Annotated in this window: 13 protein-coding genes and 1 pseudogene; 11 read left to right on the top strand and 3 right to left on the bottom strand. The window is 65.4% G+C overall.

Features of this window, described 5'->3' with window-relative positions; translation table 11 throughout:
• Positions 1 to 226 precede the first annotated feature (226 nt).
• Positions 227 to 1,606 (top strand): ATP-dependent RNA helicase DbpA, encoded by a 1,380-nt coding sequence (gene dbpA / locus PG892_RS08295; protein ID WP_223933258.1) that lies wholly within the window; start codon positions 227 to 229, stop codon positions 1,604 to 1,606.
• Between the two features lie 86 nt (positions 1,607 to 1,692).
• On the top strand, positions 1,693 to 1,983 hold the full coding sequence (locus PG892_RS08290; protein ID WP_039039772.1) for a YkgJ family cysteine cluster protein: 291 nt from the start codon (positions 1,693 to 1,695) through the stop codon (positions 1,981 to 1,983).
• Positions 1,984 to 1,992: 9 nt separating this feature from the next.
• On the opposite strand, the gene PG892_RS08285 is transcribed toward PG892_RS08290, so the two are convergent.
• Positions 1,993 to 2,385, bottom strand: coding sequence for a hypothetical protein (locus PG892_RS08285; RefSeq protein ID WP_124813004.1), 393 nt, complete (start codon positions 2,383 to 2,385; stop codon positions 1,993 to 1,995).
• A 285-nt stretch (positions 2,386 to 2,670) separates the two neighbouring features.
• Between PG892_RS08285 and PG892_RS08280 the strand changes: the two genes are divergently transcribed.
• On the top strand, positions 2,671 to 4,065 hold the full coding sequence (locus tag PG892_RS08280) for a PepSY-associated TM helix domain-containing protein (protein ID WP_223933260.1): 1,395 nt from the start codon (positions 2,671 to 2,673) through the stop codon (positions 4,063 to 4,065).
• A 203-nt stretch (positions 4,066 to 4,268) separates the two neighbouring features.
• Here PG892_RS08280 and PG892_RS08275 read toward each other — a convergent pair whose 3' ends face one another.
• Positions 4,269 to 5,174: a 1,4-dihydroxy-2-naphthoate polyprenyltransferase gene (locus tag PG892_RS08275; RefSeq protein ID WP_029313608.1), complete on the bottom strand. Its 906-nt coding sequence runs from the start codon at positions 5,172 to 5,174 to the stop codon at positions 4,269 to 4,271.
• 210 nt (positions 5,175 to 5,384) lie between these two features.
• On the opposite strand from PG892_RS08275, the gene PG892_RS08270 reads away from it, so the two are divergent.
• The 8 genes and pseudogenes from PG892_RS08270 (at position 5,385) to PG892_RS08235 (ending at position 16,423) form a co-directional block, all read left to right on the top strand.
• Positions 5,385 to 6,716: an isochorismate synthase gene (locus PG892_RS08270; RefSeq protein WP_223933262.1), complete on the top strand. Its 1,332-nt coding sequence runs from the start codon at positions 5,385 to 5,387 to the stop codon at positions 6,714 to 6,716.
• A gap of 33 nt (positions 6,717 to 6,749) precedes the next feature.
• The gene (menD, locus tag PG892_RS08265) at positions 6,750 to 8,495 is read left to right on the top strand and encodes a 2-succinyl-5-enolpyruvyl-6-hydroxy-3-cyclohexene-1-carboxylic-acid synthase (protein WP_203763979.1); all 1,746 of its coding nucleotides are present in this window, start codon (positions 6,750 to 6,752) and stop codon (positions 8,493 to 8,495) included.
• Positions 8,485 to 9,249: a 2-succinyl-6-hydroxy-2,4-cyclohexadiene-1-carboxylate synthase gene (gene menH / locus PG892_RS08260; RefSeq protein ID WP_223933266.1), complete on the top strand. Its 765-nt coding sequence runs from the start codon at positions 8,485 to 8,487 to the stop codon at positions 9,247 to 9,249. The genes menD and menH overlap by 11 nt, the downstream gene beginning before the upstream one ends.
• Positions 9,242 to 10,102, top strand: coding sequence for a 1,4-dihydroxy-2-naphthoyl-CoA synthase (gene menB / locus PG892_RS08255; RefSeq protein ID WP_039039779.1), 861 nt, complete (start codon positions 9,242 to 9,244; stop codon positions 10,100 to 10,102). The genes menH and menB overlap by 8 nt, the downstream gene beginning before the upstream one ends.
• Positions 10,102 to 11,031, top strand: a complete 930-nt coding sequence (menC, locus tag PG892_RS08250; RefSeq protein WP_223933268.1) for an o-succinylbenzoate synthase — start codon at positions 10,102 to 10,104, stop codon at positions 11,029 to 11,031. Before menB ends, menC begins: the two co-directional genes overlap by 1 nt.
• 3 nt (positions 11,032 to 11,034) lie before the next feature.
• The gene (menE, locus tag PG892_RS08245; RefSeq protein ID WP_223933270.1) at positions 11,035 to 12,435 is read left to right on the top strand and encodes an o-succinylbenzoate--CoA ligase; all 1,401 of its coding nucleotides are present in this window, start codon (positions 11,035 to 11,037) and stop codon (positions 12,433 to 12,435) included.
• A gap of 176 nt (positions 12,436 to 12,611) precedes the next feature.
• Positions 12,612 to 15,328, top strand: a pseudogene (locus PG892_RS08240) (collagenase).
• A gap of 156 nt (positions 15,329 to 15,484) precedes the next feature.
• Positions 15,485 to 16,423, top strand: coding sequence for a SanA/YdcF family protein (locus PG892_RS08235; protein WP_223933272.1), 939 nt, complete (start codon positions 15,485 to 15,487; stop codon positions 16,421 to 16,423).
• A 53-nt stretch (positions 16,424 to 16,476) separates the two neighbouring features.
• Here PG892_RS08235 and PG892_RS08230 read toward each other — a convergent pair whose 3' ends face one another.
• Positions 16,477 to 17,091: a superoxide dismutase gene (locus tag PG892_RS08230; RefSeq protein ID WP_223933274.1), complete on the bottom strand. Its 615-nt coding sequence runs from the start codon at positions 17,089 to 17,091 to the stop codon at positions 16,477 to 16,479.
• Between the last annotated feature and the right edge of the window lie 4 nt (positions 17,092 to 17,095).

The raw sequence follows: 17,095 nt of genomic DNA, 5'->3' as shown, positions 1-17,095 counted from the left end.
TGCGATTAAATCAGATCACAAACGAAGCCTTTTTTCTATCTATTTCAATTGGTTGTAGCTAAAGATCCTGTACATGAAGCCCGCCAACGCAGACAGAAGCCTCCATCGGCAACCCATGACGCCAACCGTTCAAATATTCACCGCATCCGGCGGCACATTCTGGTATGATGCGCCCCCTTGCGCACCGCGCCCCCCCATTTCTGGTTTTCCGACATAGAGTCCTTTTGTGAACAACAGCGAATTTAGCAGCCTGAACCTCTCCTCCGCCCTGCAGGACAACCTCGCCAGCCTGAGCTATCTGCAGATGACCCCGATCCAGGCCCAGAGCCTGCCCCTGGTGCTCGACGGCAAAGATTTGATCGCCAAGGCGAAAACCGGCAGCGGCAAGACCGCGGCCTTCGGCCTGGGTCTGCTGGCCAAGCTGGACGTCAACCGACTGGCAGTGCAGGCGCTGGTGCTCTGTCCGACCCGCGAGCTGGCGGATCAGGTGGCCACCGAGATCCGCCGTCTCGCTCGCACCCTGCCCAACGTCAAGCTGGTGACCCTGTGCGGCGGCACCCCGACCGCACCGCAATCCGCCACCCTGGGCTTTGGCGCCCACATCGCCGTCGGCACCCCGGGCCGGATCCTCAAGCACCTGGAGCAGGGCACCCTTGCGCTCGACGACCTCAAGACGCTGGTGCTGGACGAAGCGGATCGCATGCTGGACATGGGCTTTGGTGAAGACATCAACCGGGTCATCAGCCACGCCCCGCAGGACCGGCAAACCCTGCTGTTCTCCGCCACCTATCCGGAAGGGATCGCCCAGATGAGCCGCGGCGTGCAACGCAACCCGGTGGAGGTGAGCGTGGAGTCCCTGCATGAAGAGAGCGCCATCGAACAGAAGCTGTATGAAGTGCCGGCCGGCCAGCGCCTCGATGCCCTCACCTGGCTGCTCAGCCACTACCAACCGGGCTCCTGCGTGGTGTTCTGCAACACCAAGCGCGCCTGCAACGACGTGGCCGATCACCTGGCTGCCAAGGGCTTCTCGGCGCTGGCGCTGAACGGCGATCTGGAGCAGCGTGAGCGGGATCAGGTGCTGGTGCGCTTCGCCAACGGCAGCGCCACCATACTGGTCGCCACCGACGTGGCGGCCCGCGGCCTCGACATCAAGGAGCTGGGGGCCGTCATCAACTACGAGCTGACCTACGACCCCGAGGTGCATGTGCACCGCATCGGCCGTACCGGCCGCGCCGGCCAGCAGGGCCTGGCCCTGAGCCTCTACCAGCCGAACGAGGCCCAGCGCGTCAACTTCATCGAGGAGTACCAGCAGGCCCCCATTCCCCAGGGCGACCTGGCCGGGATCGGCCGCGACATCAAGCCGATCGCGCCGCAGATGGTGACCCTCTCCATCGATGCGGGCCGCAAGAGCAAGGTGCGTGCCGGTGACATCCTCGGCGCCCTGACTGGCGAAGGCGGCATTGCCGGGGCCGATGTGGGCAAGATCCAGATTTCCGAGCAGTACTCCTACGTGGCGGTGAAGCGCCAGGTGGCGAGCGCCGCCCTCAAGCGGTTGCAGGAAGGCAAGATCAAGGGGCGCAGCTACCGTGCCCGCAAACTGGGCTAAGGTATTTCATACGCCCCAGCCAGACCACAGGCGCCTGACAGGCGCCTGTTTCATATCATTCGCCGCCATGCGGCAAGACAGGTGACATGACCCAAGCAATCCAGAGCGATGTGAGCTGCCAGAACTGCGAAGCCTGCTGCTGCCGCCTCGAGGTGATGCTCTTCACCGACACCGGCGTGCCGGACCGCTATATCGAGGAGCGGGAAGGAGAAGTGCCCGTGATGCACAGACTGGAAGATGGCTGGTGCGCCGCCCTCGACCGCAACACCATGATGTGTCGCATCTACGAGGTGCGGCCGCTTATCTGCCGTGAATTCGAGATGGGGGAGCCCGACTGCCTCGACGAGCGGGACAAGTGGTTCATCAGGCTGGAGTAACCGGGATGTTCAACCCGTGCTGACGTGGTTCTCCTTGCCTTGCAGCCCCTCGAGGCGCTGTGTCAGCCAGTGGATGGCCTGCGCTTCCTCCTCGAAATAGCGCACCTCCTGAAAGGGAAGCTCGCTGAAGACGTGATCCGCCAGATAACGTTTGAAATCCCCGATCATGACCACCGCCAGAAAGGCGCAGCCATGGGTGGCGCACCAGTTGAACTGGCGACGAAAACGAGCCAGCACCTCGGGGCCGGCGGCCTCGAACTCGGTCGCGACCTCGACGATGCCCCAGGGGGCTCCCTGCAAACGGCTTATCTGTTGGCTGAACTTGCCCTCATAGGCCATGGCGCCTGCCAGGTTGAAAGGGCCGCTCGGCCGACAGATCAGCAGTTGCCCTTGTCGCTGCATCTCAAAATGGCCGTGTGCTTGCACGTTCGCCTCCTGCCTTGAGTCCTTCGCTGCGGCTGATATGCCCTGTGTTGCCACAAAGTAAGAATTTATCCCCGAAAAGTCCATGAAGCTCCCCGCATTGTGAACGAAAAGCTCCATTCAACCCCCGTTTTTACCCCGGTGGCGGAATGTACATTTCTTCGACATGTTCTGTTGCAGTTAACAAAACGTTGCTGCTATTATCCGCGCCACTCAAAACATTCCACCTACTGAAACCTTTTGGCGTTCACCCAGGGAACAACGATGAAGCAACAAGACGCAAGTTATTACCAACGGATCTGGCGCTGGCATTTCTATGCCGGTCTCTTCGTCGCCCCCTTCCTGATCCTGCTCTCCCTCACCGGCATCGTCTACCTGTTCAAGCCGCAGCTGGACAACCTGCTCTACCCCCAGCTGATGAAGGTGACGCCCGCCACCCAGACCCTGAGTGCCGACCAGCTGCTGGCCAAGGCAACCATCGCCATGCCGGACGCCAGCCTGCGCAAATACCTGCCCCCGGTGGCAGCGGACGCGAGCGCCCAGATAGTCGTGATGCGTGAAGGGCAGGAGCTGACCCTCTTCATGGATCCCGCGAACGGCGCCTTGCTCGGTACCATGGACAACAAGTGGAACCTGCAGGCGGTGGCGCGCGCTCTCCATGCGGAGCTGATGCTTGGCACCACGGGTGATCGCCTGATCGAGCTGGCCGCAGGCTGGGGAATCGTGCTCCTCGTCAGCGGACTCTATCTCTGGTGGCCCCGCAAGGGACCGGGTGTGGGAGGCATCCTCTGGCCGAGAATGCACCAGCGCGGCCGTCTCTGGTGGCGTGATCTCCACGCCGTGGTCGGCTTCTGGGGCGCAGGTTTCCTGCTGCTGCTGCTGCTGACGGGCATGACCTGGACCGGTTTCTGGGGCGGCCAGTTCGCCGACGTCTGGAATCGCTTCCCTGCGGCCATGTGGAACGAGGTGCCCAAGTCGGCCCCCCTCACCCGCAGCCTCAACCAGGCTCACGAACAGACCGTCTCCTGGGGAGCCGAGACCCTGCCCATGCCGAGCTCCCAACCCACGGCAGAGAGCCATGATCACAGCGCCATGACCCATGGCGGCGGACACGAGGGCATGGTCATGGCCAGCCATCGCATTCCGCTGCAACAGGTGGTCGACATCGCCAACGAGCGTGGGGTCAGCCTGGGTTACAGCATCACCCCCCCGGTCGGTGAAACCGGCGTCTATACCATCGCCATCTTTGCCGATGATCCCCGCAACGACGCCACCCTGCACATCGACCAATACAGCGGCAAGGTGCTGGTCGACGTGCGCTGGCAGGATTACGGCCCGGTCGCCAAGACGGTGGAAACCGGCGTCATGCTGCACATGGGCAAGCTCTACGGCTGGCCGCACCAGCTCGTCATTCTGCTCATCTGCCTGATGATTCTGGCAAGCTCGGTGAGCGGGCTCTGGATCTGGTGGAGCCGCCGTCCCAGTGGTCGCCTCGCCGCCCCGCCCCTGCCCGCCAAGCTGCCTCCCATGGGCGGTGCCATCGCGGTGCTGGTCGTGCTCGGGATCTGCTTCCCGCTGGTGGGGGCCTCCATGGTCGCCATCTGGCTGCTGGACAGTCTCTTCTTCTCTCGCCGCCCGGCCGTGGCCCAGGCAAGCTGACCTCGGGGCAAGCCCGCCTCATGCACACGAGGGCTCCCTGTCGGGGGCCCTCATCGTCTGCATCACCTGGCATCATCCTTCGCCTGGCGGCAGGCTCCTCCCCTGGCGCTCATCACATCGGTCTGATGAAACAACAACGCGTCGACACATCAACAAAAAGGGCTCCCGTTCGGGAGCCCTTTTCATTGCCAAACGCGTCGGCCTCAGGTGAGCGCCAACCCGGCGGAGAGCAGCAGGCTGAACAGAAATGCGCTGATGGCGGTCTTCTTGAGGGCGCCGGTCAGCACCTCGCCATCGAAACTCTCTCGCAGGGTGCGGGCGGCATCGGTGAGGGGCTTCATGGCGGGCAGGAAGATCCAGGGCCAGAGGCTCGCAGGCTGGGTCAGCAGGAAGGCGATGGTCGCCAGCAGCGCCGCCCCCAGCAAGACCCAGTGATAGGCGATGGCCCGGTTGCGGCCAAGGCGCACCGCCAGGGTGATCTTGCCGCTGGCGGCATCGGTCTCGATGTCCCGCACGTTGTTGATGTTGAGCACGGCAGTCGCCAGCAGGCCGCAGGCGGTGGCGGGCAGCAACAGGTCCCACTCCAGGCTATGGGTGAAGAGGTAGTAGGAGCCGAGCACCCCCAGCAGGCCGAAGAACAGGAACACCGAGATGTCCCCGAAGCCGCGATAGCCGTAGGGGCTCTTGCCCACCGTGTAGGTGATGGCCGCGACAATGGCCGCTCCCCCCAGCAGGATGAATGTCAGGATCTGCTGCCACGCCTCACCGAAGGCGCAGACCAGCAGGGAGAGGCCGCTCACCACGGCCGCCAGGGCGGTCAGCCCCATGGCCACACACATCTGGTGCCGGGTGATGAGGCCGGAAACCACTGCGCGCTGGGGACCGATCCGCTCCCCGTTGTCGGCACCGGAGACGGCATCGCCATAGTCGTTGGCCAGATTGGAGAGAATTTGCAGCAGGATGGCGGTCAGCAGGGAGAGCCCCATGATGGTGCCGTCGAACGCTCCCCGGCTGGCTGCCAGCCCCGAGCCCAGCAAGATGGAGGAGCACGCCAGGGGCAGTGTTCGCAAACGCGCCGCCAGCAACCAAACAGAGAAGGTATTTGTCATATTGTGATGGCCAAACAATCAGATATTGATCGTGTTAAGGGTTATCGAACCGGATTTAGGTATACTTGGCTGCGCGGGGGCGTCGGCTCCCCCGGGCAATTTACATGGACGAATGGGCAGATAATATATAGGAAATCGTCGCCCTTTGGCATCAACCTGCGCCATCCTCCCCCGGAGCGATCGCGATTATCCGGCTCAGACTAGACATCCATGTTGGCTCAGACCCACCTCAAGCAACAACTGGACGCCCTGCGTCACAGCACTGTCAGCGGTTTCGTGCGACTGCGCGTAGCCGCTCACGTCGACGTCTTTCCCGGCTGGTTGGCGGCCCAGACGCTCTACCCCCGCATCTATTGGCACGCCAGAGGGCAACAGAGCCCCGAGTACGTGGCGCTTGGCGCCATCCACGAGCTGACCCGGCCGGAGGATATCCAGCGGGTCTGCGACCTTGCCGGCACGGCCAGTGAAGACAGCCCTCGCTACTACGGCGGTCTGGCGTTCGACCCGGATCTGCCCGGCTGGCAGGGTTTTGGCCCCTGCCGCTTCGTGCTGCCCCGCATCGAACTGGTACGCCGGGGGGAGTGCACCAGCCTCTGCCTCAATCTCTGGCTGCCTGCCCGGGAAGAGGGTCACGCATTCGAAGCCGAACTCTGCGCCGCCGAGGCGGCGCTCGATGCCCTGCAACCCGAGGCCCCCCTGCCCGCCCTGCAAAAGCGGCCATGGCAGCGCCAGGACCTGCCGGGCCCTGCCCAGTGGCAGACCCTGGTGGAGCAGGTCACGGCCCCCGACTTCCAGGCCCGCACCCCCAAGGTGGTGCTGTCGCGGGAGAGTCTGCTCCAGAGCGAGGCGCACAATGCGCCCCTCTGCCCCTGGTCCCTGCTGACACAGTGGGCCCGCCACGCCCAGGAGTGCTTCCACTTCGGCTTCCAATTCTCCCCCGAGCAGAGCTTCATCTCCTGCTCCCCCGAGCGCCTCTACCGCCGGGAGAAGGGCCACCTCTTTACCGAGGCGCTGGCAGGCACCATTCGCCGTTCCGGGGATGAGGCGACCGACGCGGCCCTGGCCGCCGAGCTGCTGACCGACAGCAAGAACCGGCTGGAGAACCGGCTGGTTCACGCCGACATTCTCAGCCGCCTGGCCCCCCTCACGACCGATGCCACCCTGACAGAGCCGCGCATTCTGAAATTGCGGCTGCTGCAACACCTCAAGTGCGACATCGAGGCCGAGCTCAAACCCGGCGTCTGCGACTGGCAACTGCTGGCTGCCCTGCACCCCACCCCCGCCGTGGGGGGCGCCCCCCGCGAGGCGGCGCTCGCCTTCATCCGTGAATGCGAGCCCCATGATCGCGGCTGGTATGCCGGTGCCTGTGGCATGCTGAGCCGGGAGACCTCGGAGTTCTCCGTCGCCATTCGCAGCGCCCGGATCAGGGGCTCGCGCATCAGCCTGTTCGCCGGTGCCGGCATAGTGGCGGGATCGGAGCCCGCCGCCGAGTGGGCCGAACTCGACAACAAGATCGCCAACGTGCTCTCCCTGCTGGGATAGCGTTTTTCACCGACTCCTCACTGCGAGAGCTTCATGTCCGCCAGCCACGTGTCCGCGCATCACGCCTTTGCCAGCCATCACGCCACCTTCAACCATGTCTGGTCCTCCCTCTTGCTGGAAGAGCTCTTTCGCCTCGGCGTACGCGACATCGCCCTGGCCTCCGGCTCCCGCTCGGCGCCGCTCACCATGGCCGCCGCAGCCCACCCGGGCTTTCGCCGCCATCTGCACTTCGACGAGCGGGGTCTGGGCTTCATGGCGCTGGGGCTGGCCAAGGGGAGCGGCCGCCCGGTGGCGGTGATCATGACCTCGGGCACTGCGGTGGCCAACCTCTGGCCCGCGGTGGCGGAAGCCCAGCTCACCGGGGTCCCGCTCATCATTCTCTCTGCCGACAGGCCACCCGAGCTCATCGACAACGGGGCCAACCAGGCCATCGATCAGCCGGGGATCTTCGGTCGCTACCCCGTCTATCAGCAAAATCTGCCGAGCCCCACTCCCGCCATTCCGGCGGCCTTCGTGCTGAGCTCGGTGGATCAGGCCCTGGCCCGACAGGCGCACACCCCGGGGCCGGTGCACTTCAACTGCATGTACCCCGAGCCCCTCTACCCCGGCGACCACTATCTGGACTTTTCCGATTACCTGGCGCCCCTCGGCGACTGGTTGCACTCGGCCAAGCCCTGGAGCCCCTGGCTGGTGGGCGAGCCGGGCTGCCCCGCCCAACCGGACTGGGATGAGCTGAAGGGCAAGCGCGGTGTCATCGTCGCCGGGCGCATCCAGGATCCGGTGCAAGGCAAGGCGGTGGCCGAGCTGGCAGACCGCCTCGGCTGGCCCCTGCTGGCGGATCTGCAAAGCCAGATCCGCTTCGATGATCGCAACCTCGTCCACACGGATCTCGCCCTGCAACACAGCGACTTCGTGGCCGAGCTGGCCCGCGCCGAGGTACTGCTGCAATTCGGCGCTCGCCTCATCTCCAAGCGCCTCGGCCAGTTCATCAAACAACACCCCTGGCAGGATTACTGGCTGGTGGACCCGCAGCCGGCACGCCTCGACCCCGACTATCGGCTGCGCCGTCGCCTGGTGTGCGACCCCGCCGCCTTTGCGGCCGCCCATCCAATCCCCCATTCGCAGCAGCCCTGGCACCAGTTGGCCGCGCGCCAGCAGGCCATCAGCCAGCAGATCCGCACCGCCTGTGATCGCTTCTCGGAGCTCGGGGTGTGCCACCGCCTGAATCAGCTCATCCAGGGTCAGTTGTTCGTCGGCAACAGCATGCCGGCCCGGCTGATGGACATGCTGGGCGAGGTGGGCAAGGGCCCCAGCCGGGTGATGACCAACCGCGGCGCCTCCGGCATCGATGGCCTTATCGCCACCGCATACGGCTTCGCACAGTCGGTCCCGCCTGACAGTCGCGAGCCCACCACCCTGCTGCTCGGGGATCTCAGCGCCCTGCACGATCTCAACAGCCTGGCGCTGCTCGGCAAGGGGAGCCGCCCCCTGGTGGTGATCCTGCTCAACAACGACGGCGGCAGCATCTTCCGCATGCTGCCTGTGCCCACCCAGGACGCCCTGCTGGAGACCTACTACTGCCTGCCCCACGGCCTGCACTTCGAGCACGCCGCCGCCATGTTCGGCCTGCACTACCGGGCCCCCACCACCCTCGACGCATTTGAGCGGGACTATGCCGCAGCCCTGAAAAACGGGGTAACCCTGATTGAAATCAAGGTACCGAGCAGTGAAGTCGCCGAGGATCTCAAGGCACTGGGAGCCGCTATCCGTGGTCTCTGATCCCGCCGCGTCGCTGGTGCTGCTGCACGGCCTGCTGGGGGACGCCGACGACTGGCGACCTGTCATCCAGGCCCTGCCCGGCGTCCCGTGCCATGCCCTGGATCTGCCGGGCCACGGCCGCAACCGGGCACTGCGGGTGAGCGGCTTTGACGAGGCCCATCGCTGGCTCTGCGACGAGCTGGTCGCTCGGGATATCGCCCACTACCGGCTGGTGGGGTATTCGCTGGGGGGGCGGCTCGCGCTTCATCACGCCAGCCACTCCCCGGCGGGGTTGCAGGCCCTGCTGCTGGAGAACTGCCACCCCGGGCTGCCTGCCGGTGAACGTCCGGCCCGCATCGCTCACGATGAAGCCTGGGCCCGGCGTTTCGAGTGCGAGCCCCTGACCCGGGTGCTTGCCGACTGGTACCGCCAGGGCGTCTTCGCCGACCTGGACGACGATGCCCGCACCCGCCAGGCCGCACGCCGCCTTGGCAACGACGGCAAGGCCGTGGCCGCCATGCTGAGGGCCACGTCCCTGGGGCGGCAGCCGGATCTCGCCCCCTGGCTTCGGGATACCCGGCTGCCGGTGCAGTGGATCTCCGGCAACCGGGATCACAAATTCCATGCCCTCGCTTGCCAGTTGGTAAAGCAAGGCTGCAATATCAAACACTTGGCTCTGGATGGCGGACACAATCTGCACACAAGCCAGCCCGATACCTTTGCCCGGCTCCTGCGGGAGTGGGCTCACCAACCAGAAGAGAAGATCCATGATTGAAGCAATGACGGAAGCCGAGCTCTATGCCCCTGTCGAGTGGCACGACTGCTCCGCCGGTTACGAGGACATCCTCTATCACAAGTCCCCAGAGGGCATTGCCAAGATCACCATCAACCGTCCCCAGGTGCGCAACGCCTTCCGCCCCCGTACCGTGAAAGAGATGCTGCAAGCCCTGGCCGATGCCCGCTACGACGACAAGGTCGGCTCCATCATCCTCACCGGCTTCGGCGAGAAGGCCTTCTGCGCCGGCGGCGACCAGAAGATCCGCGGCGACTACGGTGGTTACAAGGACGATGAAGGCACCCATCACCTCAACGTGCTCGACTTCCAGCGTGACATCCGTACCTGCCCCAAACCCGTGGTGGCCATGGTGGCTGGCTACGCCGTCGGTGGCGGCCACGTGCTGCACATGATGTGCGACCTGACCATCGCCGCCGACAACGCCCAGTTCGGCCAGACCGGCCCCAAGGTGGGCTCCTTCGACGGCGGCTGGGGCGCCTCCTACATGGCCCGCATCGTCGGCCAGAAGAAGGCTCGGGAGATCTGGTTCCTCTGCCGCCTCTACGACGCCAAACAGGCCCTCGACATGGGGCTGGTCAACACCGTCGTGCCCCTGGCCGAGCTGGAGCGTGAAACCGTGCGCTGGTGCCGCGAGATGCTGCAACACAGCCCCATGGCCCTGCGCTGCCTGAAGGCGGCCCTCAACGCCGACTGCGACGGCCAGGCCGGTTTGCAGGAGCTGGCAGGCAATGCCACCATGCTGTTCTACATGACCGAAGAGGGTCAGGAAGGGCGCAACGCATTCAACGAGAAACGCCGTCCCGACTTCTCCAAATACAAGCGGAACCCCTGATGACACTCGCCCTCTACCGCTACCAACTGCCCTTTACCCAGCCCCTGGCCTTTCACGGTCAGTTGCAGGTAGCGCGCGAGGGCCTGCTGGTACGCATCGACGATGGCTGGGGGGAGATAGCCCCCCTGCCAGGATTTTCCAAAGAGACCCTGGCCGACGCCCAGGACGAGGCCCTCGACTGTCTGGCGCAGCTGGCGCGGGGACAGACCCCGACGCCACAGCTGCCCTCGGTGCAGTTCGGGCTCGACTGCGCCCGTCGTAGCTGGCCCGAGCAGGGTGCCCCCCTGCCCGAGCCCTATCCGCTGATCCAGGGCTCCCCCCAGGAGCTGCTCAAGAACTGGAAGCAGTGGCTGCACGAGACACCCCTCAAGGCCAAGCTGAAGGTAGCCCGCTACCCCATGCGCGACGAGCTGGCGCTGATCCGGCTGCTGCTCGATCGGCGCCCCAACCTCAAGCTGGTCCTGGACGCCAACCAGGGCTGGACCCGCGAGGAGGCCTGGGCCTTCTGCGGCCACCTGGATCCTAATCGCATCGAATACCTCGAAGATCTGTGCGCCGACTTCGAGGACATCGCCTTCGTCGCCAGCCACACCGGCATGCCGGTGGCGCTGGACGAACTGCTGGCTCAGGGCAAGCCCTGGGAGCCCATCCCGCAACTGCGCGCCCTGGTGCTCAAGCCGACCCTGCTCGGCGCCCTGGCCAACAGCGAGGCCCTGGTAGCCCGCGCTCGCGAACTGAAGCTCAAGGTGATCGTCTCTTCCTGTTTCGAGTCCGGTCTCGGCCTCGGCCAGCTCGCCCGCCTCGCAGGGGAGTGGGCGCCGGATCAGGCCCCTGGCCTCGATACCCGCCGCTGGCTGGCCAGGGATCTGCTGGACAAGCAAGGGCAACCCGATCCGGGCAGGATGGACCCCCTGTTTCACCGTGACTGACCCATGGTGACCCGTCAGATCCCACGGCAGGAAACCTGCCCGGTACGACGCTGGGCGACACTGGCCCCTCATCGCATTGCCATCCACAGCGGGGAGCCTCTTAGCTACCAGCGCCTCGACCTGCGCCTCAACAACCTGTGCAATCAGCTCGCCCGGGCCGGGCTGGAACGGGGAGATCATCTCGCCGCCGTGGTGCGCGGCGCCCTGGAGGATGTGTTGCTGGCCTGGGCCTGCGTGCGCAGCGGCATCGTCTTCTGCCCCCTCAATCCCGCCTTTCCGGCAACCAGACACAGCGAACTGGCGAGCCAGCTCGAGGCCCGGGCATTCTGGTCGGCAGGCGAGATCCCGGCGGGCGACTGGCAAGCCCTCAGCCTCGACTTCACGGGCGAGCTGGCCGCAGATGGGGAGTCCCCGCTGGTACCCGACCAGCCTAACAACATGATCCTCACCTCGGGATCCAGCGGTACCCCCAAGGCGGTGGTCCACCGCCTCGCCAACCACCTCGCCTCGGCCCGGGGTTCCGCCACCCTGATCCCCCTGGACGAAGCCTGTGGCTGGCTGCTCTCCCTGCCACTGTTTCACGTCGGCGGTTACGCTATCCTGTTTCGGGTCTTCCTGGCGGGAGCCGCCCTGATGCTGGACGATCGCACCCGGCCCCTCAAGGCGCGGCTCGAGGATCAGCCCATCACCCACCTCTCGCTGGTGCCGACCCAGCTCTGGCGCCTGCTGGCACAGGGGTTCGACCCATCCCGCACCCGAGTGCGAGAGCTGCTGCTCGGTGGCGCCGCCATCCCGGCGCCCCTGGTCAACCGGCTGACCGCTCTGGGGCTGGAGCCCAAGGTGAGCTATGGCCTCTCCGAGATGGGCAGCCAGGTCTGCACCGGGCAACCCTGCGCCGCCGGCGTGGTGGGTCGCCCGCTGCCGGGGCGGGAGGTCTGCATCCGCCAGGGGGAGATCTGCGTGCGCGGTGAGACCCTGTTTGCCGGCTATTTCAGGGAGGGCGAGCTGGTCCGCCCCCTCGATGAAGAGGGTTGGTTCCACACCCGGGACAAGGGCCGCCTCACTCCGGGGGGCGATCTGGTGGTGGAGGGGCGGCTCGACAACCTCTTCATCTCGGGAGGGGAGAACATCCAGCCCGAGACCATAGAGCAGCGGCTGGTGGATCACCCCGCCGTGGCCCAGGCCCTGGTGGTGCCGGTGCCGAGCGACGAGTGGGGGCATAGGCCCGCCGCCTTCATCGACTGGCATGGCGAACCGGCCTCCCCTGCCGAACTGGCCGCCTGGATCAGGGTGTCGTTACCCGGCTTCATGGTGCCGGACCAGTGGCATCCCTGGCCGGATCTCGGCGGCAATCTGAAACCCTCCCGCACCCTGCTCGCCCGCAGCTTGCGACAAGAGGAGTGACGCCTCCCCCATATGGGGCGGAGTCCTTGCTATCAACACAGCCCCTTTTGGGGCTGTTTTTGTGTTGTTTGCTCCCGAATGCATCATTCCGCTGCGCCATCTGGCCAATTGATATTCCTTTGGAGCCTAATACCCTCTCTGGTCCCCACGCCTCTCCATCCACCAAAGGGATCATGATGAAGCACCTCTCTCCCCGGCTGCTGCTCCTGGCAGCCCCAGGCCTGCTCGCCACCTCGGCGCTGGCTAACTACTCCCCCTCCGACTGGCAACAGTATCAACTCAAAGGCGAATCCAGCCGTCAGCTGGGGGATCGTCTCACCGAAGTGACCTTTGAACTGAGCGCCCGCAGCGGCGACGCCCCTTATCAGCAGTTGAGGGTGTATCGCCGCTTCGACTGGCGCGATGCCAACCTGGTGCGCTGGCAGAGCAGCAGTGCGGCGAGCCGCAACTCAAGATCGAGCAGGGCTGGCAGATCCGCTACCTCAGCTGTGAAGAGGTGGTACCGGCCGGCAAGACCATCCCGGCCAGCAGCTATGACTATGGTTACGGCATGAAGCAGGGCCGCTGGGAGCCGCTGGCGGGCACCCCGACCGCGCCGCGTCAGGATCGTCTGCCGCTGGCTGAGCGGGTCATTCTGGGTCACAGCGAGCAGGAGCTGGATCGCTGTGAGCTCAACGCCGAAGGTCGCTGCGCCGAGCAGGCATGGCAGTACCAGCCGCAAAACTGGCAGCAATTGAAGGTGCTGGAAGAGACCCCCAACGAACGGGATGGTCGCCTCGAGCAGATCTTCTTCCGCCTGCAGCCCATCGCGGGCAGCCAGGCCGCCAAACAGGTGAGCGAGCTGCACGTCTGGCGCCAGTACACCTGGCTGCTGGACGAGATCAAGGCCCAGCAGGGGTGCGATGAACCCCAGACCCGTCAGGAAGGGGACAAGACCATCAGCTACCGGGTATGCCGTCAGACCCTGCCTGCGGGCAGCGAAGTGCAGGTGGTCTTGAAGGACACCGGCTATCAATACCCGGTGGGGGGCAGCGAATGGCAGACCCTGCCGGAAACAACCGAGTGGCAGGAGAGCCGGGTGCTCAACCGCCCCATCGTGCTGGCCAGCAAGGAAGAGCAGCTCGACTGTCGCCGTGCCGACGGCCGCGCCTGCTCCGAGCCGGATCTGCCGGGCACCGAACTGCTGGACGCCGAAGCGGCCAAGATAGTGCAGGATGCCAGTGGCCAGCCCGCCCCGGTCTGGCAGGAGAACTATGGTCACGATGACACCAAGCTGCTGGCGGCCAATCAGCCGGCCCATCCGGCCATGAAGCTGCTGCTGGAATACGTGCGAGCCCACAACTACCACAACTACGGCAAGCACAAGGAAGACGGCCCGGCCGCCGCCGAGGCACTGGCCGAGGCGTTGACCGCGCTCGGCGCCCATCCGCTGCTCTACCCGGAGCAGGCCAGCGACGAGGTTGGTGCCATCATGGGCGCCTGGAGCATCGCCCTGCACGGCCAGTTCAAGAGCCCGGCAGTACAGAGCCGCTTTGGTACCATGCTCGGCGAGTTCAACCAGATGCTGGCCTACGCCACCCGCCATGCCAGCGAGATCAACGGCCAGCACGCCTGGGCGACAGGCCTGTTCGATCTGCTCAACTTCCTCGACTTCGCCAGCGACTACAGCGATCCCTTCGCCAACGACTTCCGCCAGCAGGATGGCGAGCTGCGCAAGCAGCTGCACGCCCTCGGCATGAGCGAACTCGCGTTGTGGAAAGGGCGGGATGGCGCCGATCTGTTCTTGCTCAACAACGTGCTGGATGCCTACACCCGCCTCTACCGGGTCGCCCGCTATACCCGCCCGGACGAGCTCGACGGCTACCGCAAGCTGCTGGATGACTCCGTCATCGCCCTTGTTCGCCACCACGACCTGATCCCCGGTGGCCAGCAGAGTCAGGACCTGCTGGAAGACATGTCGCTGACCCTCTCCACCTACTACCTGACCTACACGGACCGCACCAGCGAAGCCTGCATCAGCGGCGACTTCGCCGGGCTCTGCACCCCTGTCCGGGTGGAGGACGTGCTGCCGTTCGAGCACACCTGCTCGCCGACCCTGCGCCTGCGAGCCCAGGATCTGACCATGAGCCAGGCCGAGGGGATCTGCCGTGAACTGGGCGCCGAAGAGCAGCAGTTCCACCAGCAGATGGAAACTGGCTGGCAGCCGGTGGCGGACGATCACAACGAGGCGCTGGAACTGGTGCTCTTCAACTCCTCTGCCGACTGGAAACGCTACGGCAGTGCTCTGTTTGGCGGCGTCTCCACCGACAACGGCGGCATCTACCTCGAAGGGGATCCGGCTCGCCCCAGCAACCAGGCCCGCTTCTTCGCCTATGAGGCGGAGTGGAAGCGCCCTGCATTCCAGGTGTGGAACCTGCGCCACGAGTATGTGCACTACCTGGACGGCCGCTTCAACCAGTACGGCAGCTTCGGCCACTACCCGCTCAACCGCACCACCTGGTGGTCGGAAGGGCTGGCGGAGTTCGTCGCCCACGGCCAGTGCTTCGCCCGCGGTCTGGACAACGTCGCCGGCCGCCCGGCCAGCGATCGTCCGACCCTGGCCGACATCCTGCATCTGGATTACGACAAGGGCGGCGAGATGGTCTACTCCTGGTCCTACACGGTGCACCGCTTCCTGAACGAGACCGGTCGCGGCGCCAGCTGGCTGGCCATGGCCCAGGCCCTGCGAGGCCCGGATCGAGAGCAGGCCATGAGCGCCTTCGAAGCCGAGCTGGACCAGCTGATTGCCAATGGCAGCGAGGCCTACCAGCAGTGGCTCGGCCGCGAGCTGCTGCCCTGGTGGGAAGCCAACAAGGACTCCGACGAGTGCAAGGCCAACGACTCCTCCCACTGAGGACGAGACGACGATGACAAGGGGCGGCCATGGCCGCCCCTTGTTTATGGCGCCGTTTGATAAGCCCGGGATCCTGGCGCGCGCTGCGACAACCTCTGCCCGAGTGAGACCCTGCGCCGCCATCAAACCTGACGCGCCACAACAACTTGTAATAGAATGGCCCCCTGTCTTCTCTTACTTCAGACCCGAACCGCACTGCGCATGAAGAAGTTTGCCAAGATCCTGCTCGCCTGCCTCTGCCTGTTGCTGGCCTCCATCGCCGCCCTGCTTGGCTACAGCGAGTGGACCGTCTCGGACGCCCGTCACTACACCTACGACGACGTCAACGCGGTGCCCTATAACCGGGTCGCCCTGGTGCTCGGCACCTCCAAATACCTGATTGGCGGCAGCCCGAACCACTACTTCAAGTACCGGATCAAGGCCGCCGCCGAGCTCTACAACAACGGCAAGGTGGACTACATCCTGGTCTCCGGCGACAACGCCACCGTGCAGTACAACGAACCGCGCCAGATGCGGCGGGCCCTGATCCAGGCCGGCATTCCGGCCAGCGCCATCTACAGCGACTACGCCGGGTTTCGGACTCTGGACTCCATCGTGCGTGCCAAGGAGGTGTTCGGTCAGGCCCACTTCACCGTGGTCTCCCAGGCCTTTCACAACGAGCGTGCCATCTTCATCGCCCGCCATTTCGGCATCGAGGCGGTCGGCTTCAACGCCGTGGATCCCAGCGCCTATCAGGGCATCAAGACCCGGGTGCGCGAGGTGTTCGCCCGCCTGATGGGGCTGCTGGACCTCTACGTGCTGGACAAGGGTCCCAAGTTCCTCGGAGAGCCCATCGTCATCGGCGGCCCGGTCCCCTGCCAGGCGTTGAGCACCATAGGCGCGAGCCAGCCCTGCCTGCCCATTGCACCACCCCCTCATCAGCCGAAGGCCAAATCGGCAGCGGCAGTGAGCGCTGCAACAGCCACCCGTGCGGCGGCCGCAGCCAGCGGTGCACCAGCCACCAGCGCAGCCGTGCCGAGCGAAGCTACGCCCGTGGATAATCCGGCTGCCGCCAGCGCGGCGCCGGCCACTGGCAGCGCGCCGACCCCTCAATAGCAGAGACCCGCCAACAGGCGGGTCTCTTTTATTGGGCTCGGTATTTCCGGCGATCAGGCCCTTGCCGCCACGTAACGCCGTGCCACCTCATCCCAGTCGATCACGTTGTAAAACGCGGCTATGTAGTCGGGACGCTTGTTCTGGTACTTGAGGTAGTAGGCATGCTCCCACACATCCAGCCCGAGTATGGGGGTGAGCCCCTCCATCAGGGGGCTGTCCTGGTTCGCGCTGCTCACCACCTGCAACTTGCCGCGCCCATCGACCACCAGCCAGGCCCAGCCGCTGCCAAAACGGCTCAACGCCGCCTGGGTAAAGGCCTGCTTGAAGGCCTCCAGCCCACCCAGATCCCGCTCCATCACCGCGGCCAGCTCGCCGTCCGGCTCGCCGCCGCCCTGCGGACTCATCACCTGCCAGAACAGGCTGTGGTTGGCGTGGCCGCCGCCGTGATTGCGCACCGCCCCCAGAACCTGAGCCGGCAGGCTGTCGAAGCGGGTAAGCAGCTCCTCCACCGGCAGCACCGCCAGCTCGGGGAGATCGGCCAGGGCGGCATTGAGGTTGTTGATGTAGGCCTGATGGTGACGGCTGTGATGGATCTCCATGGTCAGCGCATCGATGTGGGGTTCCAGCGCGTCATAGGCATAGGCAAGGGCTGGCAGGGTATGGCTCATGGTC

The sequence above is a fragment of the Aeromonas sp. QDB68 genome (assembly GCF_027707405.1).
In the GTDB taxonomy this organism is placed as follows: Bacteria; Pseudomonadota; Gammaproteobacteria; order Enterobacterales; family Aeromonadaceae; genus Aeromonas; species Aeromonas caviae.
Note: the sequence above shows the minus strand (reverse complement) of the source record. Positions and strands in the feature narration are given on the sequence as shown.